Source organism: Streptomyces sp. CMB-StM0423 (assembly GCF_002847285.1).
Taxonomy (GTDB): Bacteria; Actinomycetota; Actinomycetes; order Streptomycetales; family Streptomycetaceae; genus Streptomyces.
The window spans coordinates 5,713,107-5,738,859 of record NZ_CP025407.1; the positions used below are offsets into that span (position 1 = coordinate 5,713,107).

Below are 25,753 nucleotides of genomic sequence, written 5' to 3' on the forward strand. Positions count from 1 at the left end.
CCCGGAACGCGGTCAGTCGCGGACGGCCCGTACCTCCAGGGCGTAGAGCGAGTAGCCGAACTCCGTCGCGCGCTCCACGCCCTGGACGCGGACGTAGCGCACCTCGCGCTCGTCCATCCGGACCGACTCGCGGCCGCCCTCGCCGTCGTTCACCGCCGCCGCCGTGCGCCAGCGGCGGCCGTCGGCGGAGACCTGCACGCGGTAGCGCTTCGCGTACGCGCTCTCCCAGTTCAGCGCCACCTCGCCGACCCGCACCGGCTTCGCGAGCCGCACCTGCACCCAGGCGCCGTCCTCGACCGGCGAGGACCAGCGCGTCTCCGGGTCGCCGTCCGCCACCGCCGCCGCCGGGAAATCCGGCGTCTCGTCCGCCGACGACGACGCGCGGCCGTCGCGGGCCAGGTCGGGGCCGCCCACCGCGGGGTAGGCGTGCACGGTGACGGTACGGACCTGGGCGGCGCCGCCGTCCTCCAGCTTCACCGGGATCTCGTACGTGCCCGGCCGCACGTCCTCCGTCGCCCGGATCTCGATCGGGGCCCTGGCCGTCGTGCCGCGGGCTATCCGCACCTCGCCGGGGGACTCCGCCTTCAGCCCCTCCGGCGCCTTCGCCGTCACCTTGCCGCCCGCGTCGCCGGGGCGCCGCGCGGACAACTCCGCGTCCACGACCACCGGATCGCCGCCGATCGTCACGTCCGCCCGGTCGCGGGAGAGCGACAGCCGGGCGCCCGGCTCCGCGGCGGACCACGGCACCACCTCGTACACCACGGGCGCCGTGGTGTCGGCGGCCCACACGAGCCGTACGGCGTCGGCGTCGGCGCGCTCGGCGGGCAGCTCCGTCCAGCCGCCGCCGTCGAGTTCGCCGACCGGGCGCCAGGCGGTCCCGCCGCCGTCGCGTACCCGGATCTGCACCTCGGCGCGGGTGCCCGTGCCGGGCTGGGTCAGCACCGTCACCGCCCGCAGCGGCCGCCGGTCGAACTCCACCACCAGCGCCTCGTGCGTGCCGGGCGACGGCGGCCGGGCGGCCTCGTACGCCGTGGCCGGCTTTCCGTCGGCCGCCGCCGCCACCGACGAGCCCTCCAGCGGCTCCGCGCCGCCCGAGACGGACGCCCCGGCGCCGGCGGAGCGCTGCGCGCCGCCGCCCGCGCCCAGCCAGGAGTCGGAGTCCGTCAGCGCCCGGCCGAGGAAGGCGTCGAGCACCCCCGCGCCCACCACCCCGCTCGGAGGTCCCTCCCACGTGCGCGCCAGCGCGCTGTGGGGGAGGCCCGCCTCGCCGGCCAGGCGCTGCAGCTCCAGCCGCGCCTGCCACGCCTCCTCGTTGCGGCCCGCGGCCTGCGCGGTGACCATGTCCACCGCCCGCTCGCCGGCCGCGCCGTACCGCGCCAACTGCGTCAGCCACGGCCGCACCTCGTCGCCGAACGTGCCGTCCGCCAGCGGCGCCAGCTCCTCCGGCGCGCGGCGCATCACGGTGAACGCCTCCCGCAGCCGCGCAGCCGCCTTCTCCGCGTCCCGCCTGCCGCCGGCCGCGCTCTCCCGCGCGCGCCAGAAGTCCGCGATCAGCGGCCGCAGATACGCCGACTCCCTGGCGCCCAGCTCCGACGACGCCGAGTTCCCGGCCAGCGCGGCGAGCGCGGCGCCCGCCTTCTCCGGCTCCGGGGCGTCCGCGGCGAGGTCGCGCACGGCGGCCCGCCAGGAGGCGTCCGGCTCGTACGCGCGCGGGTTCCAGGCGTAGTCGGCGACCGTGAACAGCGGCACCCGGGAGGCGGCGGGCTGCTCCATCGCGCCGGCCAGCACGCCCGCGGAGCCGGCGGCGACCGCCGGGTCGCGGCCGTCGTACGGGCCGAGGAAGATGCGGTCGCGGGCGTAGTCGTTGACGGGGTAGTTGTCCTGCGTGACCAGCGGGTGGCCGCCGAACGCGGCCTGCGTGTCACGCAGTTGGCCGCCGCTGATCTCCTTGGGCACCGCGCCGACGCCGGACCAGGCGACCTCGACCCGCTCGTCCAGCTCGCCGGCGAGCGCGGAGCGGTAGTCGGTGGTGCCGTCCTGGTAGTACTCGGTCGGCAGCAGCGACAGCGGCGCCGCGTCCGGGTGCCGCCGGGACAGGTGTGCGGCCAGCGCGTTGGCGGTCTCGGCCTGCGCGCGGGCGGCGGCCTCCGGGCCCGAGCCGTACTCGTCGGCGTCCTCGCCGCAGGCCCACTCGCTGTAGCTGACGTCCTGGAACTGGAGCTGGAAGGCCCGTACGCCCAGCGCCCACATCGCGTCCGCCTTGGCCAGCAGGTCCTTGCGGTCGCGGGCCGAGGAGAAGCAGAAGTCCTGGCCCGGCGCCACCGCCCAGGCGAGCGTCACGTGGTTGGCGCGGGCCCGCTCGGCCAGCTCGCGGAACCGGGCGCGCTGGTCGGCCGGGTACGCCTCGCGCCAGCCGGCCTGGCGGTACTGGTCGTCGCCGGGGGAGTAGAGGTAGCGGTTGAGCTTCGTGCGGCCCATGAAGTCGAGCTGCGCCAGGCGCTGTTCGTGGCTCCAGGGGCGGCCGTAGTGGTTCTCCGCGATGCCGCGCACGGCGGTGCCGGGCCAGTCGCGTACGGACACGGCGGGCAGCGTGTTCTCCGTACGGGCCGCGCGGGACAGTTCGCGCAGCGTCTGCACGCCGTGGAAGAGGCCCGCGGCGTCGGTCCCGGCCAGCGCGACGACGTCGCGGCCCTCGTACTGCCCGGCGGCCAGCCGGTAGCCGCCGGCCGGCAGGTCGGCCTGCTCGCCCGCGCCCAGGGCGCGCAGCGCGGCGTCGGCGGGGGAGCGGCGCGGCGGCGGGCCCGCGACGCCCGCGGGGCCGGCCGGCGTCTGGTCGGCGTAGACCACGAGCCCGGTCGCGGGCAGCGCGGCGCCGGGGCGCACCTGCGTGAACTCCCGTACGCCGACCGCCCGCAGCACCTCGTGCAGCTCCGCGAGCGCCCGCGGGTCGGCCCCCTCGGGGGTGACGAGCACCGCCTGCCCGCCCGCGTGCACCTCGCCGGCGCGGGCGCGCAACTGCTGCGGGCGCGGCCACACCGTGTCGCGCAGCGCCTCTTCGGCGGCCGGCGTCTCGGCCGACCCCGTGCCGCCGGCGTCCGGCTGCTGCGGCTGGGCAGCGGCCTCCGGCGCCCGGCCGCCGAGCAGCCCGCCGATCACGGCGGCGGACAACGCCGTCGCCGTGGCCACCCGCCGCCTGGCAGCTCCGCCCAACTCCGTCCGACCTCCGTCCGTTCCCGGTCCCGCACCCCGGCTGCCGGCCGTCTTCCGACCGTACGCCGACGCTGTCGACTGCTCATCGCCCCCGCGTTTCACGGCGGTTAAGGATGCGCGTACGCGTGCCGTACACCGGCCCCGCGCCGCCCGTGCCCGCGCGGGGCGCAGCCGAGAGCCCACCACCGCGATACCGCCGCTGTCAACGCGCCGGTCGGCCCCGATCCGCCGGGAGAGCGAGCCAGGGTACCCGCGCCGTACCGCCGTGGCACCCCCGGCCTGCGCGGGAGCTGGTACGCGGGAATCGGTGCGGCCGCGGCGAGGTGCTCCTCCGGTGCGCGGCCCGGTACGCGGCCGTCTTCCGTCCCGTCCGCCCCGGCGGAAAAAGCGGGCCGGGAGGGCGCACGTGCCCCATCTCTTGCGCTCCGCAGGGCCCTCTACAGTGAATTCGCCCGTTCCGGGTACTGTGACGTATGGCACGAACGCGTGTCGCCACGACTGCCGGGCCCTTGATCGGGTAGCGGCGGACGTGACCAGCCGTCGACCGAGGAGGTCCCGCGGTGACCGCTCCCGCTCCGTTCGAAGTCAGCCACGACCACCACCTCAAACCCGTCGAGGGCGCCGACCCCGACTACGGCCTGGCCGGCTCCTGCTCCTGCGCCGAGCTGCCGCTGACCAGCGAGCCGCCGCTGGCCGCGGGCACTCCACTGACCAGCGAGCCGCCGCTCGCCGCCGACGACAACCTCATCAGCGAGCCGCTGCCGCCCGTTCACTTCACGTGACGGCCTGCTGACGGCGCGCGGCGGCCGCAGTACGATCAGCCTTCCGGCTCACCCCGGCGGCGACCCTCCGGGGCCCGCGACGGGGTATGTGGGTGACGCCGGAGCCGATGACGTCGCATACCACCTGGGGGTGGCATGTCTCTGGCGCGGTTAGCTGCGCTGCACGGAGCCGCGGTCTCGTACGAACGCACGCCAGGCCGCTCCGTCCCGGTCCCCGACGACACCCTCGTCGCCGTCCTCGCCGCGCTCGGCGTGGACGCCGCCGGGCCCGCCGCCGTCGCCGCCTCGCTCGCGGCGTACGAAGCGGCCGAACGGGACCGCCTCCTGCCCGCGACCCTCGTGCCGCGCGCGGGCACCGTCCTCGACCCCGGGCCCCTGCCACCCGGCACGGTGACCGCCCTGGCCGGTGAGGACGGCGCGGAACTCGACCCGCGCGCCCCGCTCCCGCCCGGCGTGCACACCCTCACCGCCACCGCTCCCGACGGGCGCACCGGCAAGGCCACCGTCATCGCCGCCCCTGCGCGCGTGCCGCAGCCGGCCGGGCGCGGCGCCGGGCTCGCGCTCCCGCTGCCCGCGCTGCTGTCGACCCGCTCCTGGGGCATGGGCGACCTCGGCGACCTGGCGGAGCTGGCCGCCTGGTCGGCGCGTACCCACGGCCTGGACTTCGTGCAGTTGGGCCCGTTGCACGCCGCGGTCCCAGGCGCCGCGGGCCGGCCCGCGGAACCGTCCCCGTACCGGCCGTCCTCCCGGCGCTTCGCCGACCCCGTGCACCTGCGGATCGAGGACATACCCGAGTACCGCTACCTCGCCCCCGCCGACCGCGCCCAGGCCGCCGAACTGGCCGGCCGCGCCGCCGCGTTGCGCGACCAGGTGCGCGCCAAGGGCGGGCTCGTCGACCGCGACGAGGTGTGGCGGCTCAAGCGCGCCGCGCTGGAGCTGCTGCTGCGCGTCGAGCTGACGCCCGGCCGCCGCGTCGCGTACCACCACTTCCTCGCCGAACAGGGCCAGCCCCTCGACGACTACGCCGCCTGGTGCGCCCTGGCCGAGATCCACGGCCCCGACTGGCGCTCCTGGCCCGGCGGCCTCGCCGACCCGCGCTCCACCGCCACCACCCGCGCCCGGCACGACCTGCTCGACCGCATCGACTTCCACTGCCGGCTCGCCTGGCTCACCGACAACCAGCTCTGGCGGGCCCAGCGGATCGCCCGGGACGCGGGCATGGCCGTCGGCGTCATCCACGACCTGGTGGCCGGCGTGCACCCCTCGGGCGCCGACGCCTGGGCGGAGCAGTCCCTCCTGGCCGCCGGCTGCACCGCGGGCACCGCGCCGCGCGACGGCGACGCCCGCGGCACCGACCGGGGCGTGCCGGTGTGGCGGCCCGACCGGCTGGCGGCGGCGGGCTACGGCCCGTACCGCTCGGTCCTGCGCGCCGCGCTGCGGCGGGCCGGGGCGCTGCGCGTCGGGCACGTGAGCGGGCTGTTCCGGCAGTGGTGGGTGCCGGCGGGCCGGCCCCCGGCGGAGGGCACGTACGTCTCGTACGACGCGGAGGCGATGCTCGGCGTACTGGCGCTGGAGGCGCACCGGGCGGGGACGCCGGTGATCGGCGACGACCAGGAAGTGCCGGCGGATCCCGCGGTACGGGACACGCTCGCGGCGCGCGGCGTGCTCGGCACGTCGGCGCTGTGGAACCAGCGCGAACCGGCGCCGGAGACCCCCGGCGGCGTACCGTGCCCGCGGCCGCCGGAGCGCTGGCGGGCCGACGCGCTCGCCGCCGTCACCGGACACGGCCTGCCGCCCACCGCCGCCCGGCTCAGCGGCGCGTACCTGGCGCTCCGCCACGAACTCGGCCTCGTCGAAGGACCGCTGCCCGCCGCCCGCGCCGCCGACGCGGTGGAGGTCGGCACCTGGCTCGACCTGCTCGACCGGCTGCGGCTGCTGCCCGGTGGCCGGGCCGACGAGGCGTCCGTCATCACCGGCCTGTACCGCTTCCTCGCCCGCACCCCCGCCCGGCTCGTCGCCGTCTGGCTGCCGGACGCGGCCGGCGACCGGCGCCCGCAGCACGTGCCGGGCGCGGGCCCGGAGTACCCCGGCTGGCGGCTGCCGGTCGCCGATCCGGACGGCCGCACGCTGCTCTTCGAGGAGCTGGCCGACGCGCCGCGGACGCACCGGCTGCTGGCGGAGGTGGTACGCGAACTCGGCGGAAGGGCGGGCGCGCAGCCCGGCGGTGACGTATCCGGCGAGGTGTCCGGGGCCGGGTCCGGGGGTGCGGAGTCCGGTCGTACGAGCGAGGAGGCACCCCGTGCGTAGAGCCGCCCGTTCCGTCGGCACCGGAGCCGCGGCCGTCGCCCTCACGGCGACCGCCCTGCTCCCGGCGGCCCGCGAACCCGCGGCCGCCGCCGACGGGTGCACCCGGCCGATCGAGCCCGCCTCCCGGATGACCGTCGAGGAGTGCGACACCCCCGAGCGCATCCTCGCCAAGGCCGCCCACATCGTGCCCACCTCCGGCCAGCTCGCCTGGCAGCGGCGCGAGGTGACGGCCTTCACCCACTTCGGCATGAACACCCTCACCGACCGCGAGTGGGGCTCCGGCGCGGAGGACCCGGCGCTCTTCGACCCGGGGCGCGTCGACGTCGCCCAGTGGATGCGCACGTACCAGGCGATGGGCGCCGAGATGGCCATGCTCACCGCCAAGCACCACGACGGCTTCAACCTCTACCCGACCCGCTACTCCGACCACTCCGTGGCCGCCAGCCCGCACAGCCGCGACCTCCTGGGCACGTACGTCAAGGAAGCCCGCAGGGCCGGGCTCGACGTCGGCGTCTACCTCTCGCCGTCCGACGGTGCGGAACTGCCGCACGCCTGGCACGCCGGCTGGCTCGCGGACCTGCGCGAGAAGCAGGAGGCGGGCGAGCCGCTGACGAGCGTCGAGCGCACCGCCCTCGCGGACGGCGGCCCGCCCTCGGGCCACGGCCGCTACGGCAACGGCAGCCCCGTGCGCACGCACACCATCCCCACCCTCGCCGAGGGCGACGACCGCGCCGACGACGTGGCGGCCGGCCGGCTGCCCACGTTCACGGTGCGCGCGAACGACTACGACGCGTACTACCTGAACCAGGTCTACGAGCTGTTCACCGAGTACGGCCCCATCGACGAGCTGTGGCTCGACGGCGCCAACCCGTGGCGGAACGCGGGCATCACGCAGGAGTACGACTTCCGGCAGTGGTACGAGCTGATCCACGCGCTCTCCCCGGACACCGTCGTCTTCCAGGGCCCGCAGGGCATCCGCTGGGTCGGCAACGAGCGCGGCGCCGCCCGCGAGACCGAGTGGAGCGTCACCCCGCACACCGTCGACCCCCGGTCCACGCACGGCGCGCTGCCCAACGACTCCACGGATGCCGACATCGGCTCGCGCGCCCGGCTGCTGGCGGACGGCGTACGGTACCTGCAGTGGTATCCGGCGGAGGCCGACGTCTCCAACCGCCCCGGCTGGTTCCACCACCCCGGCGAGCGGCCGAAGAGCGCGGACGAGCTGTTCGCGCTGTACGAGCAGAGCGTCGGCCGCAACGCCCCGCTGCTGCTCAACGTGCCGCCCGCGCGCGACGGCCGGATCGCCCCCGAGGACGCACGCGAACTGCGCGCCTTCGGCGACCGGGTGCGCGCGGTGTACGGCGAGAACGTGCTGGACCGGCGGGGGCCGCAGACCTTCGACCGGGTGCGGCTCGCGGAGGACATCCGGCACGGCCAGCGCGTCGAGCGCTTCGCGGTCGAGGCGCGCGACCCGGCGACGGGCCAGTGGCGCCGGATCGCGGCCGGCACGACGATCGGCGCGTACCGCATCCTGCCGCTGGCCGCGCCGGTGACGGCGGACGAGCTGCGGGTACGGGTGGAGGAGACGCGGGGCAAGCCGCGGCTGCTGCCGGTGACGGCGCATCTGAGCACGGCGGGGGGCACATAGCGCGTTAGGCGACCCCGGGCGCGCGGGCGGCGGCGGTGTTCGCTACGGTTTGAGCGTGGACAGGAAGAAGACCCTGCGCGCCGGTGCACTCGCCGCCGGGACGGCGCTGATCATGCTGATGTCGTCCCCCGCCGCCTCCGCGCTGAACCGCGACGACGGCGACGACCCGGGCCCCGGGCTGAGCGTTGCGGAGACCCTGGGTCTCTTCGTGCTCACCCCGCTGGTCGCCTTCGCGGTGATCGCCGGACTGGTGGTCGCGGCGGAGAAGAAGAAGAGCTGACGCGGGCGGGTCACCCCGCCGCGCGCAGGCGCCTGCTCCGTACCGCGGGGCGGGCGCTTTGGCGCGTTCATCGCGCTCACGACACCCGGTGGGCCGGGGCCCGGCGCCTCGGCGCCCGGCCCCGGCCCCGGCCGCTGCCGCCCGCCTCAGGCGAAGTCCGGCATGTCACCGACCGTGCGGTTGACGTCGATCACGGTGAACGACGCACCCTGCGGGTCCTCAAGCGTCGCCATCCGCCCGAACGGTGAGTCCTGCGGCCCGAAGGTCACGCTGCCGCCGCGCCGCCGCGTGGTCTCCACGGCACGGTCGCAGTCGTCCACCGCGAAGCAGACGCCCACGTGCGGGGGCGTCCCCTCGGGGAAGACGTTGCCGCTCATCTGCGCCCGGCCGATGAGCGGGTCGCCGTCGCCGACGCTCCACACGGCGTAGTCCATGGTGTCGTCCTGCATCTTGCGCACCCGGTAGCCGAAGACCTCGGGGAAGAAGGAGTCGGCGTGCTCGGGGTTGCGGGTGTCGACCTCGGCCCAGCAGAAGGTGCCGGGCTTGCCGATCGCGGCGAAGCCCTCGTGGCTGCCGGGTTCCCACAGCCCGAACCGGATGCCGTCCGGGTCCTCGGCGATGGCCATCGTGCCGTACGGGCCGACCTCCATCGGGCCCATGAGGACCCGCCCGCCGTGCTCGCCGACGTGCGTGGCGGTGGCATCGGCGTCGGGCGTGGCGAAGTAGAGCGTCCAGCCCGCAGGGGCCTCCTCCGCTCCCGGCATGGGCGGCGCGAGACCGGCGGCGACGCCGCTCTCCGCCATCGCCTGGGTGTAGTGCCCGGAGGTCTCGCCCCCGTCCTCGAAGGTCCAGCCGAAGACGTCGGCGTAGAAGCTCTTCGCGGCCTCGAGGTCGGGGAAGGTCGCGTCCGCCCAGGTGGGTGCGCCTTCGGGTCGTACGGTCATGATCTGTCGCCTCCTCTGAGGCTGGGGGGTATTGCGCGGATTTGTGCACTTCTCACGCTAGCCCCGCGGCGCGCCGCTCGCTCGCGGACGGCTCAGGGGCGCCGTACCTCGTACAGGAAGCACCCGTACTCCACCGCCCGCACGTGCACGAACGCGACCTCGGGCGCCGCGAACGTCGCCGCGAACGCCGCCGCCAGCGCCCCCGCCCCGGCCGCGGCGGCCCACCGCCGCAGCGGCGCGTACGACACGAGCGCGATCCGCTCCCCGGCCCGGCTCCGCCGCAGACAGCAACGCAGCGGCGCGCCGCCTTCACCGTCGGTCACCGCCCGGGCGGGATGCCCGGCGTCGTCGGCTTCGCGGAGGCGCGCGAGGACGGCCGGGGGGATGGGGGCGGCGCGGTAGGCGGCGGGGGGCTTTCATGTCGTCGTCATGCCGTCCAGGCTGCGGGCCGCGGGGCGTGAACGCTGGCGGGAATCCGACGTCAGGTCCGGTGTCGGCGGGCGCTGGCAGAATTGCGTCACGCACCGACCGCGTGACGCAGACCAGGGGAGGAACCGTGTCCGCACCGGCCGCCACGTGCCCGGCCTGCGCCGGCCCCGTGCCCGCGCGTGCCGGCCGCCGGGGCCGTACCTCCGTCTACTGCTCCGCCGCCTGCCGCCAGCGCGCCTACCGCGAGCGCCTCGCCCCCGGGGCGGCCGGGTCCGTGCGGGAGCTGATATCCGACGTCGCCGAGCGCGCCGGACGCCTCAAGCCGAGGCCGCCGGAGGCGTTCTACGCGGACGTGACGGAGCTGTCGTCGTCGGTGGGGCGGCTGCGGCGCATCGCGCGTACGGCGAGGGACGCGGCGGGGGCCCCGGAGGACGGCACGCCGGAAAACGGCACGCCGGAAGGCGTTACGCCCGGGAACGTCACGCCCGGGAACGTCACGCCGGAGGAGGCGCCAGAAAACGTCACGCCGCGGCCCGTGACGCATCAGGAGCCGGACGCCGCCGCCCCCGACGACGCGGACTTCGCCGCCCTGATGGAGGCGTACCGCCGCGAACTGCAGGTCCACTGCTACCGGATGACCGGCTCGTACGACGAGTCGGAGGACCTCGTACAGGAGACGTTCCTCAAGGCGTGGCGCGGCCGCGAGACCTACGAGGGCCGCGCCGCCGTCCGCGCCTGGCTCTACCGCATCGCCACCAACACCTGCCTCGACCACCTCCGCCGCCACTCCCGCACCCCCGCCCGCTACGAGCGGCTGCCCGGCATGGCCCACGGCGACGCCGAGCCGCCCGCCCGTATCACCTGGCTCCAGCCCTACCCCGACGACCTGCTGGCCGACGTGCCCGCGGCCGACGCCGGCCCGGAGGCCCAGGCCGTCGCCCGCGAGACCGTCGACCTGGTCTTCCTCGCCGCGCTCCAGCACCTGCCGCCCCGCCAGCGGGCGGCGCTCGTGCTCCGCGACGTCGTCGGCCTGCCCGCCGCGGAGACGGCCCGGCTGCTGGACCTGAGCACCGCCGCCGTCAACAGCGCCCTGCAACGCGCCCGGCCGGCGCTGCGCGCACACCTGCCCGCCGGCGAGCGCGCGGAGTGGGCGCCCCGCACGCCGCCGACGCCCGAGGAACTGGCGGCCGTCGACCGGTACCGGGAGGCGGCCGAGCGGCTCGACATGGCGGCGATGACGGCGCTGCTGACGGCGGACGCGACGCTGACCATGCCGCCGAACCCGTTCTGGTTCGTCGGGCGGCAGACGATCGTGGACTTCGTCTCCCAGTCACTCGACCCCGCCCTGCCCGGCTTCTTCGGCGACTGGCGGCACGTGCCGACCCGCGCCAACGGCCGCCCGGCGGTCGCCGGTTACGTGCGCCGGCCGGGCACGACGGTGTACCGGGCGCAGACGCTGGAGGTGCTGCGGGTGGCAGGCGGGCGGATCGCCGAGATCACCACGTTCGAGCCGCATCTGCTGCCGGCGTTCGGGCTGCCGATGACGCTCTGAGCAGCGGCGTCTTCCCGCCGTACGGCAGTGCGCGGGCGCCCCGGCAAAGAGCCGGGACGCCCGCGCACGTACGCGCCGGCGGCTACGGTTCTACTTCTTGCAGCCCTTGCCCTTGCAGGGCTCGCCGCGCGGGTTGCCGATCCGCTCGGTCAGGTGCTCGTCGCCCTCGATCGTGAGGGGACCGGTGACCGGGGGCCGCGGCAGCCGGAAGCCGTCGGGGACCTCGGTCTCCAGCAGGTAGTAGGTGCCGCTCTCCAGCTCGCCGAAGGTGCAGACGCCCGCCCTGTCGGTGGCGCAGCCGCTGCCCTCCCGGGTGTCGGGGTTGCCGCCGCGGGTCTGCAGCCCCGGCACGCCGTTGGTCTCGCGCCACAGCTCGAAGACCGCGTGGGCCAGCGGCTTGCCGTTGTGGGCGTCCACCTTGTTCACGGTGATGCTCCCGCGCGCCCCCGGCTCGGGCACGCGCACCGGCAGCGTGAGGCTGTCCTCCTCCGGGCCGACCTCCTGGCCGTCGAACACGGCGGTTGCGGTGGCGGTGTTGGGCAGCTCACCGCGTGCGGCATCCTCCGCGGTGACCGTGCCGGTCCCCGTGCACCGGACGCTCTCGCCGGGTGCCAGCGTGGTCTGCGGGCACTCGACGGGGCCCAGCCGGCTGTCGGTGACGGTCACGTCCTCCAGCACCGTGTTGCCCGTGTTGGTGACGGTGTAGGTGTACTCGACCGTGTCCCCCTCCTCCAGCGGGAGGTTCAGGTCGTCCGGCACCGACTTGATGAGGGTGAAGGCGGGCCCGGGCACCGTCTTGCGTACGGGCAGCGTGAGGCTGTCCTCCTCGGGGCCGATTTCCTGCCCGTCGAACATGGCCGTGGCGGTGGCGGTGTTGGGCACCTCACCGCGCGCGGCGTCCGCCTCCGTGACCGTACCGGTGCCGGTGCATCTGACGCTCTCGCCGGGTGCCAGCGTGGTCTGCGGGCACTCGACGGGGCCCAGCCGGCTGTCGGTGACGGTGACGTCCTCCAGCACGGTGTTGCCCGTGTTGGTGACGGTGAAGGTGTACGGAACCTCGTCGCCCACCTCCAGCGGGAGCGGCAGGTCCGCCGGGACGGACTTGATGAGGGTGAGCGACGGACGCGGCCTCACCACCGGCAGCGTGAGGCTGTCTTCCTCCGGACCGACCTCCTGGCCGTCGTGGGTCGCCGTGGCCGTGGCGGTGTTGGTCAGCTCGCCCCGTTCCGCGTCTGCCTCCGTGACCGTGCCCGTCCCCGTGCACTCGACGCTCTGTCCGGGGGACAGCGATGTCCGTGGGCACTCGATGGGGCCCAGCCGGTCGTCGGTGACGGTGACGTCGTCCAGTTCGGTGTTGCCCGTGTTGGTGACGGTGTAGGTGTACGGAACCTCGTCGCCCGCCTCCAGCGGGAGCGGCAGGTCGTCCGGCACGGACTTGACCAGGCTCAGCGCCGGCGCCGGCCTGCCGATGACGACGTTGCGGATCAGGTGCACGTTGGACCAGACGCCGGTGGAGCCGGCGAAGCCGAACTTGTACGTGCTCGGCACCGGCGTGGGCGCCGGCCGGCTGAGGACCTGCTGCGGGCCCTGGCCGTCCTGGAAGTCGATCCAGACCGTCAGCACCGGGTCCGGCGCCGGGGTGATCTCCACCGTCACCGTCCGCTTCGACGGCTCCAGGTCGGCCTCCGCCTGCACCGGGTCGCTGGAGACCCCGGTGGTCGGCCCTTCGAGCCGGCCCGGCAGGCTCGACTCCCACCCGGTGGCGTCCGAGTGCTCACCGGTGTACGTGGCGTCCAGGAAGCAGTAGCCCAGCAGGCCGTCGCCAGGCCCGCGCACCGTGACCATGTTGGGGCCCGTGCTGGAGATCGTGGGGAACGCGGTGCCGGCCGGGGAGCGCTGGTCCGCCGGGCAGCCGCTGCCACGGCCCTCGCCGTCGTTGAAGAAGTTGCCGAGCACGTCGAGCCCGACGCCCACGTACCCCTGGTCGACCCCGGGGACGACGGCCTCCGCGGGGTCGTTCTTCTGCGCGTAGCCCAGGCTGCCGCCGAAGGCGCCCGGCGCGTCCAGGTCCGCGGCGCCGTCGACGAGGAAGAAGGAGATGCCGTCCGCGGGCCGGATCTGCCCCTGGAACTCGGCGGTCGGGCCGTACTGCCACTGCTCGAAACTGACCACCAGCCCGTCCTCGGCGGGGATGGCCTGGTTGTAGAGGGCCGCGCCGCTCTGGTCCGTCTTGGCGTCGGTGAGCTGGAGGTAGCCGCGCCCGTCCGCACCCGGCGGCGGTACGGGGCCGCCGGCCGCGGACGGCGTCGGGCAGCCGCCGAGGGGGTGGACGCCGGTCGTCGGGCCGCTGTCGTCGGCGGGCGCACCCGTCAGGCAGGCGGAGCCGTAGCCGGTGAACTCCGGGGCGGTGGCGCCCTTGAAGTCCTCTTCCACGTAGATCGAGGGCGGCGGCTGGGCCGCCGCGGCGGGCGCGGCGGCCGCCGGGGCGCCGGGCAGCCCCGACAGCAGGGCGAGCCCGCCCAGCAGCCCGAGCCCCGCCCTCGCCAGGCGCGGCAGGCGCATCGGTCTCTTCGGCGGGGGTGGAGCGGTGGCGGCGGTCGCTCGGGCATGCATGGCGAGCGTTCCTTCCTGTGGGGGTCGGGGTGACGGCCGGTGCCCAGGGCGAGGTGCTCGCATGCTTGCGGGGGAGGGGGCGCGCGTGCGTGCTGCCGTCAGGGTTCGGGCACGTGTGCCCTGGCATCGTGGACCCGGATCCGGAAGCGGCTCGCCTCGCCACACACACCCCTCACCCCGATGGCGCCGGGAGTCCTGCCCGGCGGGGGCATTCGGGCGAAGACCGGGGGCCGCGCCGAGGACGCCGGGCGGGGAGCGATGACTGCCGCGGCCCGCGTGCGTCTCAATGGCCGGCATCACCCCGATGACGACAGCCAGGAGAGACCATGCTGCTGCAGGACAGGAACGCCATCGTCTACGGCGCCGGCGGCGCGATCGGCGCCGCGGTCGCCCGCACCTTCGCCCGCGAGGGCGCCCGCGTCCACCTCACCGGCCGGAACGCCGCGAACGTCGAACTGGTGGCGAGGGACATCAACGAGTCCGGCGGCACCGCCCACGCGGCCGCCGTGGACGCGCTCGACGAGCAGGCGGTGGAGGAGCACGCGGCCCGGGTGGCGGAGGAGGCGGGCTCCATCGACGTGAGCATCAACCTGATCACCCGCAACGACGTCCAGGGCACCCCGCTGGTCGACCTGTCCGTCCCGGACTACGTCTCCTGCGTGACCCGCGGCCTCACGACCAACTTCGTCACCGCCCGCGCCGCGGGCAAGCGGATGGCGGCGCAGGGTTCCGGCGTCATCCTGGCGCTCAACAGCGGCTCGTCCCACACCAGTCCGCTGATGGGCGGCACCTGCCCCGCGGACGCGGCGATCGACACCCTCATCCGCTCCCTCGCCCAGGAACTGGGCCCCAGCGGCGTCCGCGCCGCGGGCGTGTGGGCGGCCGGCGTCCCGGAGACCCTCACCCCGCAGAAGCTCGGCGCGGTCAACCCGGCGATGGCCACCCCGGAAGCCCTCGGTGGCGTCCTCGACACCCTCGACAGCCTCCGCATGCTCCCGGCCTCCCCCCGCCTGAAGGAGATCGCCGACCTGGCCGCCTTCCTCGCCTCCGACCACGCGGGCGCGGTCACCGGCACCTGGGTCAACGCCACGGCGATGTTCCCGAGCTGACAACGGGCCGGGGCGGGGGCGCGGAGCCGCGAGGGGGCTGGGCCAGGGGGTCCTTCTGCCTGGCTCCGGCCCCCGCCGGGTGGACGGCCGAAGTCAACGGGTCCGCAGCAGTTCGGTGTTGCGGTCCGTCTCCAGGCCCGACAGGGCGCGGCGGCGCGGGGAGTGGGGGGCGTTCAGGGCCAGCTCGCGGTAGAGGGACGCCAGGCCCGCCTGGCCGAGTTCGCCGCCGTCCGCGCGGTACGGGGCCGCCGACTCGATCAGCGTCGTGAAGAGCGACAGCGTCCCGTCGCCGTTGTCCGCCAGCTCCACCACCCGGGCCAGTTGCGGGAAGTCCACGTGCGAGGCGGTGGTGATCTCCCACAGCCCGCCCCTGGCGTCGCCGTGCGGGGTGATCTCGTTGCGGTGGCTGTGCCCGTTCACCCACGCGACCACGTTGCGGTGGGCCAGCAGCAGCTCCAGCAGCTCCGCCCCCGTGTGCCGCTTGTCGTCCGGCCGGAAGGGGTCGGGCGTCGTGTTGTTCATCGACTTGCTGGTGTGGTGGCTGAAGACGACGACGTACGCATTCGCGTGCTCCGCCAGCTTCTGCTCCAGCCAGCGCAACTGCGCCGTGCCCAGCGAGCCGCGGTAGTCGCCGCCCTGGTCGGTGGTGTCCAGGCTGATGCCGACGACGCCCGGTCCCGCCTCGCCGAGGGCGAAGTCGTAGTACAGCTCGCCGGAGGCGCGGTGGGCCTCCGAGTAGCCGTGGCCCACTGGCCCCGCCCCGGTGAAGCGCTCCTGGAGGTGCGCGGCCACGTACTCCTGCGACGTGAACGGCACCCGCCGCTCGTCCGCCGTGACCGTGCGCATCAGGTGCCGCTGCGTGCGCAGCATCTCGGCGAACGCCTCGCCCCGCGGGTCGGTGCCCGCGCGCAGGGCGTCGAAGAGCGGCCCGGCGACCGACTCCGGCAGCGTCATCAGCTTCCGGTCGCCGGCCGCGTACTCGGCGAAGTACGGCTGGCGGGCCGCGTAGCAGCCGCCGGGCAGCAGGTCGTGGTTGCCGACGGTGGAGTACCACGGCAGGTGCAGCCCGGGGCTTGCGACCTCCCGGATCGCCGCGTCGAGGAAGCCGTCGACGCGCGGGAAGCCCAGCGCCTTGTCGGTGTCGCGCAGCCGGCTCTCCGGGTGCCAGTAGCGGTCGACGCCGCTGTTCTGGACGCCCTCGTACGACCTGGGGTCACCGCTGTTGGGCACGATCCGGCCGCCGCTCATCGCGGTCAGGAACCACTCCAGCTCCAGGCCGTTGTTGTTGTCCGTGTTGTCGCCGGTGGTGACCGCGCAGCCGAGCGCGAGTCCGGTGGCGGGCCCGGCGGTCAGCGAGTTGACGCGCTCGATGAGCGCGATCGCGCCCGGCACGCTCAGCGCCTCCTGCGGGCGCCAGCCGTCGCCCTCGCGCTCGCGGAAGTACTCCGAGCGCAGCGGCGTCTGCACGTCCACGATGTGCAGGTCGGTGAGCTGGACGAAGGCGGCGAGCGCGGTCCGCTTGTCCTCGCGCCGCGGGCCCGCGGCGCCGAGTTCGGCGCGTACGGCCCGGGGCCAGCCCGCCCCCTCCGTGAGCTGCCGGTAGCCGCCGGACCCGACGGCCGCCGCCGTCGTACGGATCGTGGTGCCCGCAGACGACGGGGCGGGCGCCCCGCCGGGCGCCAGCGCCTGGGCGCCGCCCCGCGAGGCCAGCGCCGGCGGTCCTGCGGACCGGGCGGTCGCCTGCGGCTGGCCGGGGCCGAGGGCCAGCCCGAGCCCGGCGGCCGCACCCGCGGCCCCGGCGGCGCCCAGGAGGACGGCGCGCCGGTGGGGGCCCGGGGGCCTGGTGGACGTGCTTTCGCGGTGCATCAGCGCTCCTGGGGGATGAGCGGGAGGCTTCGGCGCGGGTGGGTCACCCGTACACTCGGAGCCTTGGCACGCCGGGTGACCTGCTACTTAACGCAACCGGAACGACGGCGGCCGGGAAGCCCACAAATACCTTCACCGGCTGAAAACACCGCGCAATGGACACGCGATCCTCGCCCGTTCGAGTGGCCACGGTCACCGTGGGTTCATCGCGGCGGGAAAGCGCCGCGCGCGCCCTCCTGGCGGCTATGCGCCAACGCCGCAATCCGCCACTCTCAACTCCCCCCGCGCACGCGTTCCTTGCTGATAGATATGCGGACAGTCGGCACCGGATGCCGGTTTCCACACAGGTGGGGGTTGAACAAGAGATGACGATCTCTCCCAGACGCACGCCCGGACGCATACCGGGGGGCGGACGGCCGCGCGCCGCCGCCCGCATAGCCCTCGCGGCCGGGCTGGCCGCCGCGCTCACCGCGACCGGCTCGGCGGCCACGCAGGCCGCGGAGGGCGCACCGGAGCCCGACCGGCCCAAGGCCGCGGCGGACAAACTCGGCGCGAAGGACGCCGAACTGCTCGCCGAGGCGAAGGCGGGGGGCGACAAGAACGTCACGCTGCTGGTCGCCGTCGAGCCCGGGCAGGCCGCCGAGGTCGCCGACACCTTCCGCGCCGTACGCGGCGCCTCCGTCGGCCGTACGCACGACAAACTCGGCTACGTCCGCGCCACCGTGCCCACCGGCCGCGCCGACGCCGCCATCGCCGGGGCCGCGAAGCTCTCCGCGGTCCAGGGCATCGATCTGAACGAGGAGATCGAGCTGCCCGACCCGCGGCCGGTCGCCGACCGGGCCAAGGGCGACAAGGGCGGCACGGGCAGCGGCGCACAGGGCGCCTACCCGGCCCCCGACCGCTCGACCCCGGCCAAGAACCCGTACCAGCCGGCCCACGAGACCGGCGCCGTCGACTTCGTCGAGAAGCACCCGAAGGCCGACGGCCGCGGCGTCACCATCGGCATCCTCGACTCCGGCGTCGACCTCGCCCACCCCGCGCTGCGCAAGACCACCACCGGCGAGCGCAAGATCACCGACTGGGTGACGGCCACCGACCCGATCGTCGACGGCGACCGCACCTGGCGCCCGATGGTCAACGACGTCTCGGGCCCCGCCTTCACCTTCAACGACCGCGAGTACACCGCCCCGCGCGGCGACTACTCCGTCAGCCTCTTCAGCGAGAACGCCACGCTCGGCGGCGAGATGCAGGGCGACCTGAACCGCGACGGCGACACCACCGACTCCTGGGCGCTGCTGTACGACGCGGCGGCCGGGACCGTGCGCGTCGACCTCGGCGACGACGGCGACTTCACGAACGACAAGCCGATGGCCCCGTACGGCGAGGACCACGAGTTCCGCTACTTCGGCGCCGACGACCCGAGCACGGCGATCGCCGAGGCGATCCCCTTCGTCGTGGAGATCCGCAAGGACGTGCCGATGGACCCGTACGGCGGGGACTGGATCGGCAAGAAGGAAGACTTCGTCAACATCGGCGTCGTCGAGGGCGCGCACGGCACCCACGTCGCCGGTATCACCGCGGCCAACGGCCTCTTCGGCGGCAAGATGAACGGCGCCGCGCCCGGCGCCAAGATCGTCTCCTCCCGGGCCTGCACCTGGAGCGGCGGCTGCACCGCGGTCGCGCTCACCGAGGGCATGATCGACCTGGTCGCCAACCGCGGCGTCGACGTCGTCAACATGTCGATCGGCGGCCTGCCGCCGCTCAACGACGGCAGCAACGCCCGCGCCGCGCTCTACAACCGGCTCATCGACACCTACGGCGTGCAGCTCGTCATCTCCGCGGGCAACGACGGCCCCGGCGCCAACACCATCGGCGACCCGGGCCTGGCCGACAAGGTCATCAGCGTCGGCGCGGCCGTGTCCCGCGAGACCTGGGCCGCCAACTACGGCAGCCAGGTCGAGACGAAGTACGCGATGATGCCGTTCTCCTCCCGCGGCCCGCGCGAGGACGGCGGCGCCACCCCGACGATCACCGCCCCCGGCGGGTCGGTCAACACCATCCCGACCTGGCAGCCCGGCTCGCCCGTCGCCGAGGCCGGGTACCAACTGCCGCCCGGCTACGGCATGCTGCAGGGCACCTCGATGTCCTCGCCGCAGGCCGCCGGCGCCGCGGCGCTGCTGCTGTCGGCCGCCGGGCGGGAGGGCATCGACGTCACGCCGAACGCCCTGCGCACCGCGCTGACCTCCACCGCCGACCACATCCCCGGCGTGCAGACGTACGCCGAGGGCGCCGGCCGGGTCGACATCGTCGACGCCTGGGACTCCCTGGAGGACGGCGCCACGGCGTACGAGTACAAGGTCGAGGCGCCCGTCGACACCGTGCTCGCCGGCTTCCTGACCACCCCCGGCGTGGGCACCGGCGTCTACGACCGCGAGAGCGGCCCGGCGCGCGGCGAGTCCGAGACGTACGAGATCACCCTCACCCGCACCACGGGCCCGGCCGGCGGCACGCCGCACGAGCTGGAGTGGCAGGGCAACGACGGCACGTTCAAGCTGCTCGGCGACGACGACGTCACGCTGCGCCGCGGCCAGCCCGTGACCGTCAAGGTGCAGGCCAAGCCGCGCTCGGCGGGGCTGCACAGCGCCGCCCTGCTGGTCGACGGCAAGCGCACCGAGGGCATCGACCACCGGGTGCTGACCACCGTGGTCACCTCGCAGGAGCTGGCGGCGCCGGCGTACGGGCACCAGGTGTCGAACGAGGTGCAGCGCAACTCCACCCGCTCGTACTTCGTGAAGGTCCCCGAGGGCGCGAAGACCCTGGAGGTGGCGATGAGCGGGCTCAAGGGCAAGAGCCAGACCCGCTGGATCGCGATCGACCCCTGGGGCATTCCGGCCGACGAGACGTCGACGCCGTTCTGCTACAACAACTACGCCAACCCGGCCAACACCTGCCGCCCCGACCTGCGCTCCTACGACAACCCGATGCCGGGCGTGTGGGAGATCGAGGTCGAGTCGCGGCGCACCTCGCCGGAGCTGGACAACCCCTTCACGGTCGAGGCGGCCGTGCTCGGCGCGGCCTTCGACCCCGAGGTGCAGACGATCGACGAGGCGAAGGTCGGCACCCCCAGCCCGGTGGAGTGGACGGTGACCAACGGGTTCGCCCCGGTGGCCGGCAAGCTCGCCGGCGGGCCGCTCGGCTCCGGTCTCTCGACCCGGCCGGAGATCGCGAACGGTGCCACGAACACCACGACGATCGAGGTCGGCGAGGGCGTCACCCGGTTCGACGCGGTGATCGGCGCCACCTCGGACGCCAACGCGGACCTGGACCTGACCGTCTACCGCGACGGCGAGCCGGTCGCGCAGTCGGCGGACGCCGACTCGGAGGAGGGCGTCACCCTCACCGACCCGGAGCCCGGGACGTACACGGTGGAGGTCTACGCCTACGACGTGCCGGCGGGCACGACGGAGTACGACTACCGCGACGTGTACTTCTCCCCGGCGCTGGGCGAGGTGAGCGTCGCCGACGAGCCGGTGGAGCTGGACAGCGGCGCGAGCGCCGAGGTCGGTGCCGAGGTCACGGTCGCGGCGCCCGGGCCCGAGGGGCGCGAGTTCTTCGGCGAGGTGCAGTTGCAGAACGCCCGCGGCACGGTGGCGGGCGCGGGCAGCGTGCGGATCGGGACGGTGGTGCCGTAGCACGCCCGGCGTACGCCGTGGGCGCCGTGTGCGCCGCGCGTACGCTCGGAACAACCACCCGCGGGGGCGGGACGCCGGGCCTGCCGGTGTCCCGCCCCTGTGGCGTGTGTCTCAGTTCGTACCCGCGAGCGCGCCTGCGGCGGGCGGCTGGGCAGGGGAAACGACTGGAGCCAGCCGCCCGGCGCCCGGCATCATGGTGGGCGGACCCGCACCCGTGAACGGAGAGCCATGAAGATCGGAATCGTCGGAGCCACCGGCCAGGTCGGCGGAGTGATGCGCGACATCCTCGCCGAGCGGGCCTTCCCGGTGGACCAGCTTCGCCTGTTCGCGTCGGCCCGGTCCGCGGGGCGCACGCTGCCGTGGCGGGCGGCTCCGGGCGGTACGGTCACGGTGGAGGACGCCGGCACCGCCGACTACTCCGGGCTCGACATCGTGCTGTTCTCCGCCGGCGGCGCCACCTCCAAGGCCATCGCCGAGAAGGTCGCCGCGCAGGGCCCCGTCGTGATCGACAACTCCTCCGCGTGGCGCCGCGACCCCGCGGTGCCCCTGGTGGTCTCCGAGGTCAACCCGCACGCGGTGGCCGACCGCCCCAAGGGCATCATCGCCAACCCGAACTGCACCACGATGGCCGCGATGCCGGTGCTCAAGCCGCTGCACCGCGAGGCGGGCCTGGTCTCCATGGTCGTCGCCACCTACCAGGCGGTCTCCGGCTCCGGCCTGGCCGGCGTGGACGAGCTGTACGAGCAGGTCCGCGCCGCCGGCGAGGACGCGCCGAAGCTGACGCGCGACGGCGCGGCGGTCGCGTTCCCCGAGCCGGCGAAGTACGTGGCCCCGATCGCGTACAACGTGCTGCCGATGGCCGGCGCCCTCGTCGACGACGGGCTCGACGAGACGGACGAGGAGCAGAAGCTGCGGCACGAGTCGCGCAGGATCCTGGAGATCCCGGAGCTGAAGGTCTCCGGCACCTGCGTCCGCGTCCCCGTCTTCACCGGGCACTCGCTCCAGGTCAACGCCCGCTTCGCGGAGCCGCTGAGCCCCGCGCGGGCCGCCGAGCTGCTGGCCGGCGCGGAGGGCGTCGCGCTCGCGGACGTGCCGACGCCGCTGGGCGCGGCCGGGCGGGACGTGTCGTACGTGGGGCGCATCCGCCGGGACGAGACCGCGGAGAACGGGCTGGCGCTCTTCCTCTCCGGCGACAACCTGCGCAAGGGCGCGGCGCTGAACGCGGTGCAGATCGCGGAGCTGGTGGCGGCGGAAACGCGGTCCTGAGTCCGGGGCGGGCCTCCGTCCGACCGGGTTTTCCACAGGCCGGCACGGGCCGTACGGGCGGGGGTGCCGCCGTCATCCACAGGCCGCTTCGCGCGGGGGACGGCGTGCGAGGATTGCGGTCAATCGTAGGGGTAAGGAGTAGCCCAGGTGCCTGGCACGAATCTGACCCGGGAAGAGGCGCAGGAGCGGGCGCGCCTGCTGAAGGTGGATGCGTACGAGATCGATCTCGACATCTCCGGCGCCAAGGAGGGCGGCACCTTCCGGTCGGTGACGACGGTGCGGTTCTCGGCCGCCGAGGAGGGCGCGGAGACCTTCGCGGACCTCATCGCGCCCGAGGTGCACGAGGTGGTGCTGAACGGCACCGCGCTCGATGCCGCCGAGGTCTTCGCCGACTCCCGGATCACCCTGCGGGGGCTGCGCGCGGGGGAGAACGTGCTGCGGGTCGTCGCGGAGTGCGCGTACACCAATACGGGTGAGGGTCTGCACCGCTTCGTCGACCCGGTGGACGGCGAGACGTATCTGTACACGCAGTTCGAGGTCCCGGACGCGCGCCGGGTGTTCGCCAACTTCGAGCAGCCGGACCTGAAGGCGACGTTCGCCTTCACGGTGACCGCGCCGGAGGGCTGGCAGGTCATCTCCAACTCGCCGTCGCCGGAGCCGGCGGCCGGGGTGTGGCGCTTCACGCCCACGCCGCGGATGTCGACGTACATCACCGCGCTGATCGCCGGTCCCTACACGTCGGTGCACGGCACCTGGGAGGGCGACGGGCGGACGGTGCCGCTGGGCGTGTACTGCCGGCCCTCGCTCGCGGAGTTCCTGGACGCGGAGGCCGTCTTCGAGGTCACCCGGCAGGGCTTCGACTGGTTCCAGAAGCGGTTCGACTACCCGTACCCCTTCGAGAAGTACGACCAGCTCTTCGTCCCGGAGTTCAACGCCGGCGCGATGGAGAACGCGGGCGCGGTCACCTTCCGCGACCAGTACGTGTTCCGCTCCAAGGTCACCGACGCGGCGTACGAGTCGCGGGCCGACACGATCCTGCACGAGCTGGCCCACATGTGGTTCGGCGACCTGGTGACCATGGAGTGGTGGAACGACCTCTGGCTGAACGAGTCGTTCGCCACCTACTCCTCCACCGCCTGCCTCGCCCAGGCGCCCGGCTCGCGCTGGCCGCAGGCGTGGACGTCGTTCGCGAACCAGATGAAGACGTGGGCGTACCGCCAGGACCAACTGCCGTCCACCCACCCGATCATGGCCGAGATCACCGATCTCGACGACGTGCTGGTCAACTTCGACGGCATCACGTACGCCAAGGGCGCCTCGGTGCTCAAGCAGCTCGTGGCGTACGTCGGCGAGGACGAGTTCTTCCGCGGCGTGCAGGCGTACTTCAAGCGCCACGCCTTCGGCAACACCCGGCTGAGCGACCTGCTCGGCGCCCTGGAGGAGACCAGCGGACGCGACCTGGCGGCCTGGTCCAAGGCGTGGCTGGAGACCGCCGGGATCAACGTGCTGCGGCCCGAGCTGGAGACCGACGCCGACGGCGTGGTCAGGTCGTTCGCCATCCGCCAGGAGGCCCCCGCGCTGCCCGCGGGCGCCAAGGGCGAGCCGGTGCTGCGCCCGCACCGCATCGCCGTCGGGCTGTACGAGCTGAAGGACGGCCGGCTGGTCCGTACCGACCGGCTGGAGCTGGACATCGACGGCGAGCTGACCGACGTGCCGCAACTGGCGGGCCGCCCCCGCCCCGCGGTCGTCCTGCTCAACGACGACGACCTCACCTACGCCAAGGTCCGGCTCGACCCCGTCTCCCTGGACGTGGTCACCCGGCACCTCGGCGACTTCGAGACCACGCTGCCGCGCGCGCTGTGCTGGGCATCCGCCTGGGACATGACCCGCGACGGCGAGCTGGCCACCCGCGACTACCTGGACCTCGTCCTCTCCGGCATCCGCAAGGAGAGCGACATCGGCGTGGTGCAGTCCCTGCACCGCCAGGTGAAGCTGGCTCTCGACCTCTACGCGGCCCCGGACTGGCGCGGGACCGGCCTGGACCGCTGGTCGGCCGAGGCCGAGACCCGGCTCCACGCCGCCGAGCCGGGCGGCGACCACCAGCTCGCCTGGGCCCGCGCCCTCGCGGCCACCGCCCGCACCGACGGCCAACTCGACCTGCTCGCGGGCCTCCTCGACGGCTCCCGCACGATCGAGGGGCTCGACGTCGACACCGAGCTGCGCTGGGCCCTGCTGCACCGCCTGGCCGCCACCGGACGGGCCGGCGAGGACGCCATCGCGGCGGAGCTGGAGCGCGACAAGACCGCGGCCGGCGAACGCCACGCGGCCTCCGCCCGGGCGGCCCAGCCGACCGCGGCGGCCAAGTCGCGGGCGTGGACGGAGGTCGTGGAGGAGGGCAACCTCGCCAACGCGGTGCAGGAGGCGGTGATCGCCGGCTTCGTCCAGACCGACCAGCGCGACCTGCTCGCCCCGTTCACGGCGAAGTACTTCGACGCGGTCAAGGACGTCTTCGACTCCCGCAGCCACGAGATCGCCCAGCAGATCGTCGTCGGCCTCTACCCGGCCCTCCAGGTCTCCCAGGCCACCCTGGACGCCACCGACACCTGGCTCACGGAGACCCAGCCGTCCCCGGCCCTGCGCCGCATGGTGACGGAATCCCGCGCCGGCGTCGAACGCGCCCTCAGGGCCCAGCAGTCCGACGCGGCGTCCGCGAAGTCCTGACCCGGGCGGGAGCCGGACACCAAGCGCCCGGCGCGGGGTGCCGGATCCCGCCCATCGGCGCGGGCGAAGCCGCCCGGTGCGCGCGGATCGCGATCGAGCCCCGAAGGGGCGGCCTCTGTGGAGGCCGCCCCTTCGGCGCGAGGTCGCCTCTCAGCGCACGCGTCCGAGATGGATGACGCTGACGCGGACCTGCCGGTCGTTGATCTCGTACCTCACGCGATAGCTGCTGACATGGATGCGCAGCAGGCCGGCGCTGCCGAACGCCCCGCGGGGACGCGGATCATCGGCGAGGCGGTCGACGGCGGTGAACACCTGCCGTACGCCCGCGGGGTCGTCCTTCGCGAACCGCTCTGCCTTGGCGAGAGCCTCCGGTTCCCAGATGACCTCATACCTCACGCCTCAGCGCCGCCGAACACGCGCCGGTACGCCTCGTCGTGGGAGACCCCGGCGTCCTCGCCGAGGCTCTGGCGGGCGCGGTAGGCAGCCAGCGCACGCAATTCCTCCAACTCCAGGGCGTCGGCAGGGCTGACCAGTATGGCGACGGTCTGCCCGTGATCGGTAATGGCGACCGGCTCACGGGTGGCGCTGACCTCGCGGGCAATGGCACCCAGCCGGGCACGGGCTTCCACGATCGAGTACGTCGTCTCCATCATGCACACCACCTTACGCAAGTGTGCACATTCTGGCCCGGTGTTCCCCGGCATCGGCCAGCGCTTGAGCGGAGGGGCGGGACCCCCGTCCAGCCGGCCTCTCCTGGGCCAGAGTCTCCTGGGCCGGTGACGGCGGGCCGGGTGCGGGCCGTCAGTGGGGTGGACGGTCACTGTGGGGTGAGGTGGAAGAGGCGCTGGGCTGGTGGGAATCCGAGGAACGGCCTTCCGCCGACTGCTGCGGGCTGACCGCCGACGCGAGCGGCAGCCAGGCCGTATGGCTGGACGAACCGCACCACACGATGCCTCCGGTGCTGCACTGAAACATGCCCCGCTCCCGTCCCCGGCCGCCCGCGCGGAGCGCGTTGCGGCCGGGGGCCGGAGTCAGGGGCGGGTGGCCTTGCCGTCGAGCCAGAGGGTGGCCGACTCGTCCCGGTGCGAGCCGGTGGAGCCGACGTGCCTGGCGTCGATCTGCGGGCCCTTCTTGATCACGTGCACCAGCGCCATCCCGTGGCCGCGTCCGAGGTCGTAGTCCTCCTTCAGCCACGCCAGTATCGGACCCGCCTTGGTCGCCGGATCGTCGAACCCGCGCTCCTGTGCCAGCTCGATGAACTGACGCGGCGTGAGGCCGGTCTTGTCCTCGATGCTGTCCAAATACGCCTGAAAAGACATCGGGGCCACTCCCGT

General features: G+C 74.6%; 18 protein-coding genes. 10 read left to right on the forward strand and 8 right to left on the reverse strand.

Features of this window, described 5'->3' with window-relative positions; translation table 11 throughout:
* Positions 1 to 12: 12 nt before the first annotated feature.
* A complete protein-coding gene (locus CXR04_RS24860; protein ID WP_101424495.1) occupies positions 13 to 3,186 on the reverse strand; it encodes a beta-N-acetylglucosaminidase domain-containing protein in 3,174 nt (1,057 codons plus the stop codon).
* 584 nt (positions 3,187 to 3,770) lie between these two features.
* On the opposite strand from CXR04_RS24860, the gene CXR04_RS24865 reads away from it, so the two are divergent.
* The 4 genes from CXR04_RS24865 to CXR04_RS24880 all read left to right on the forward strand — a co-directional run bounded on the left by CXR04_RS24865 (position 3,771) and on the right by CXR04_RS24880 (position 8,227).
* Positions 3,771 to 3,992 (forward strand): hypothetical protein, encoded by a 222-nt coding sequence (locus CXR04_RS24865; protein WP_101424496.1) that lies wholly within the window; start codon positions 3,771 to 3,773, stop codon positions 3,990 to 3,992.
* A gap of 135 nt (positions 3,993 to 4,127) precedes the next feature.
* On the forward strand, positions 4,128 to 6,299 hold the full coding sequence (locus CXR04_RS24870; protein WP_101424497.1) for a 4-alpha-glucanotransferase: 2,172 nt from the start codon (positions 4,128 to 4,130) through the stop codon (positions 6,297 to 6,299).
* The gene (locus CXR04_RS24875) at positions 6,292 to 7,947 is read left to right on the forward strand and encodes an alpha-L-fucosidase (protein ID WP_101424498.1); all 1,656 of its coding nucleotides are present in this window, start codon (positions 6,292 to 6,294) and stop codon (positions 7,945 to 7,947) included. Before CXR04_RS24870 ends, CXR04_RS24875 begins: the two co-directional genes overlap by 8 nt.
* 55 nt (positions 7,948 to 8,002) lie before the next feature.
* Positions 8,003 to 8,227 carry a hypothetical protein gene (locus CXR04_RS24880; RefSeq protein WP_018834246.1) on the forward strand — a complete coding sequence of 75 codons (225 nt, stop codon included), beginning with the start codon at positions 8,003 to 8,005 and terminating at the stop codon, positions 8,225 to 8,227.
* A gap of 146 nt (positions 8,228 to 8,373) precedes the next feature.
* On the opposite strand, the gene CXR04_RS24885 is transcribed toward CXR04_RS24880, so the two are convergent.
* Both CXR04_RS24885 and CXR04_RS24890 read right to left on the reverse strand, forming a co-directional pair.
* Complete coding sequence (locus CXR04_RS24885) at positions 8,374 to 9,171, reverse strand: VOC family protein (protein ID WP_101424499.1); 798 nt, start codon at positions 9,169 to 9,171, stop codon at positions 8,374 to 8,376.
* A 92-nt stretch (positions 9,172 to 9,263) separates the two neighbouring features.
* Complete coding sequence (locus tag CXR04_RS24890; RefSeq protein ID WP_101424500.1) at positions 9,264 to 9,557, reverse strand: DUF1203 domain-containing protein; 294 nt, start codon at positions 9,555 to 9,557, stop codon at positions 9,264 to 9,266.
* A gap of 170 nt (positions 9,558 to 9,727) precedes the next feature.
* Between CXR04_RS24890 and CXR04_RS24895 the strand changes: the two genes are divergently transcribed.
* Positions 9,728 to 11,152 (forward strand): RNA polymerase subunit sigma-70, encoded by a 1,425-nt coding sequence (locus tag CXR04_RS24895; protein WP_234380470.1) that lies wholly within the window; start codon positions 9,728 to 9,730, stop codon positions 11,150 to 11,152.
* A gap of 90 nt (positions 11,153 to 11,242) precedes the next feature.
* Here the strand turns inward: CXR04_RS24895 and CXR04_RS24900 are convergent, their stop codons facing one another.
* The gene (locus tag CXR04_RS24900; protein WP_101424502.1) at positions 11,243 to 13,714 is read right to left on the reverse strand and encodes a DUF7507 domain-containing protein; all 2,472 of its coding nucleotides are present in this window, start codon (positions 13,712 to 13,714) and stop codon (positions 11,243 to 11,245) included.
* 377 nt (positions 13,715 to 14,091) lie between these two features.
* Between CXR04_RS24900 and CXR04_RS24905 the strand changes: the two genes are divergently transcribed.
* Positions 14,092 to 14,874 (forward strand): SDR family NAD(P)-dependent oxidoreductase, encoded by a 783-nt coding sequence (locus CXR04_RS24905; protein ID WP_101424503.1) that lies wholly within the window; start codon positions 14,092 to 14,094, stop codon positions 14,872 to 14,874.
* A gap of 93 nt (positions 14,875 to 14,967) precedes the next feature.
* Here the strand turns inward: CXR04_RS24905 and CXR04_RS24910 are convergent, their stop codons facing one another.
* Positions 14,968 to 16,740, reverse strand: coding sequence for a TIGR03767 family metallophosphoesterase (locus tag CXR04_RS24910; protein ID WP_101424504.1), 1,773 nt, complete (start codon positions 16,738 to 16,740; stop codon positions 14,968 to 14,970).
* A gap of 365 nt (positions 16,741 to 17,105) precedes the next feature.
* On the opposite strand from CXR04_RS24910, the gene CXR04_RS24915 reads away from it, so the two are divergent.
* The 3 genes from CXR04_RS24915 (at position 17,106) to pepN (ending at position 24,419) form a co-directional block, all read left to right on the forward strand.
* Positions 17,106 to 20,432 (forward strand): S8 family serine peptidase, encoded by a 3,327-nt coding sequence (locus tag CXR04_RS24915; RefSeq protein WP_101424505.1) that lies wholly within the window; start codon positions 17,106 to 17,108, stop codon positions 20,430 to 20,432.
* Positions 20,433 to 20,660: 228 nt separating this feature from the next.
* Positions 20,661 to 21,698 carry an aspartate-semialdehyde dehydrogenase gene (locus CXR04_RS24920; protein ID WP_101424506.1) on the forward strand — a complete coding sequence of 346 codons (1,038 nt, stop codon included), beginning with the start codon at positions 20,661 to 20,663 and terminating at the stop codon, positions 21,696 to 21,698.
* 147 nt (positions 21,699 to 21,845) lie between these two features.
* Positions 21,846 to 24,419 (forward strand): aminopeptidase N, encoded by a 2,574-nt coding sequence (gene pepN / locus CXR04_RS24925; RefSeq protein ID WP_101424507.1) that lies wholly within the window; start codon positions 21,846 to 21,848, stop codon positions 24,417 to 24,419.
* Positions 24,420 to 24,569: 150 nt separating this feature from the next.
* On the opposite strand, the gene CXR04_RS24930 is transcribed toward pepN, so the two are convergent.
* A complete protein-coding gene (locus tag CXR04_RS24930) occupies positions 24,570 to 24,815 on the reverse strand; it encodes a type II toxin-antitoxin system RelE family toxin (RefSeq protein ID WP_101424508.1) in 246 nt (81 codons plus the stop codon).
* A complete protein-coding gene (locus tag CXR04_RS24935) occupies positions 24,812 to 25,072 on the reverse strand; it encodes a type II toxin-antitoxin system Phd/YefM family antitoxin (RefSeq protein ID WP_101424509.1) in 261 nt (86 codons plus the stop codon). The genes CXR04_RS24930 and CXR04_RS24935 overlap by 4 nt, the downstream gene beginning before the upstream one ends.
* A gap of 179 nt (positions 25,073 to 25,251) precedes the next feature.
* Here CXR04_RS24935 and CXR04_RS34975 point away from each other — a divergent pair, with 179 nt between their 5' ends.
* On the forward strand, positions 25,252 to 25,389 hold the full coding sequence (locus tag CXR04_RS34975; protein ID WP_159072385.1) for a hypothetical protein: 138 nt from the start codon (positions 25,252 to 25,254) through the stop codon (positions 25,387 to 25,389).
* A 61-nt stretch (positions 25,390 to 25,450) separates the two neighbouring features.
* Here CXR04_RS34975 and CXR04_RS24940 read toward each other — a convergent pair whose 3' ends face one another.
* On the reverse strand, positions 25,451 to 25,738 hold the full coding sequence (locus CXR04_RS24940) for a DUF4287 domain-containing protein (protein ID WP_101424510.1): 288 nt from the start codon (positions 25,736 to 25,738) through the stop codon (positions 25,451 to 25,453).
* Positions 25,739 to 25,753 lie beyond the last annotated feature (15 nt).

Coding starts and splice junctions, on each gene's coding strand:
- CXR04_RS24870 (WP_101424497.1), top strand. CDS start 4,128: ATGTCTCTGGCGCGGTTAGCTGCGCTGCACGGAGCCGCGGTCTCGTAC.
- CXR04_RS24885 (WP_101424499.1), bottom strand. CDS start 9,171: ATGACCGTACGACCCGAAGGCGCACCCACCTGGGCGGACGCGACCTTC.
- CXR04_RS24900 (WP_101424502.1), bottom strand. CDS start 13,714: ATGCGCCTGCCGCGCCTGGCGAGGGCGGGGCTCGGGCTGCTGGGCGGG.
- CXR04_RS24905 (WP_101424503.1), top strand. CDS start 14,092: ATGCTGCTGCAGGACAGGAACGCCATCGTCTACGGCGCCGGCGGCGCG.
- CXR04_RS24910 (WP_101424504.1), bottom strand. CDS start 16,740: ATGCACCGCGAAAGCACGTCCACCAGGCCCCCGGGCCCCCACCGGCGC.
- CXR04_RS24915 (WP_101424505.1), top strand. CDS start 17,106: ATGACGATCTCTCCCAGACGCACGCCCGGACGCATACCGGGGGGCGGA.
- CXR04_RS24920 (WP_101424506.1), top strand. CDS start 20,661: ATGAAGATCGGAATCGTCGGAGCCACCGGCCAGGTCGGCGGAGTGATG.
- CXR04_RS24935 (WP_101424509.1), bottom strand. CDS start 25,072: ATGATGGAGACGACGTACTCGATCGTGGAAGCCCGTGCCCGGCTGGGT.
- CXR04_RS24940 (WP_101424510.1), bottom strand. CDS start 25,738: ATGTCTTTTCAGGCGTATTTGGACAGCATCGAGGACAAGACCGGCCTC.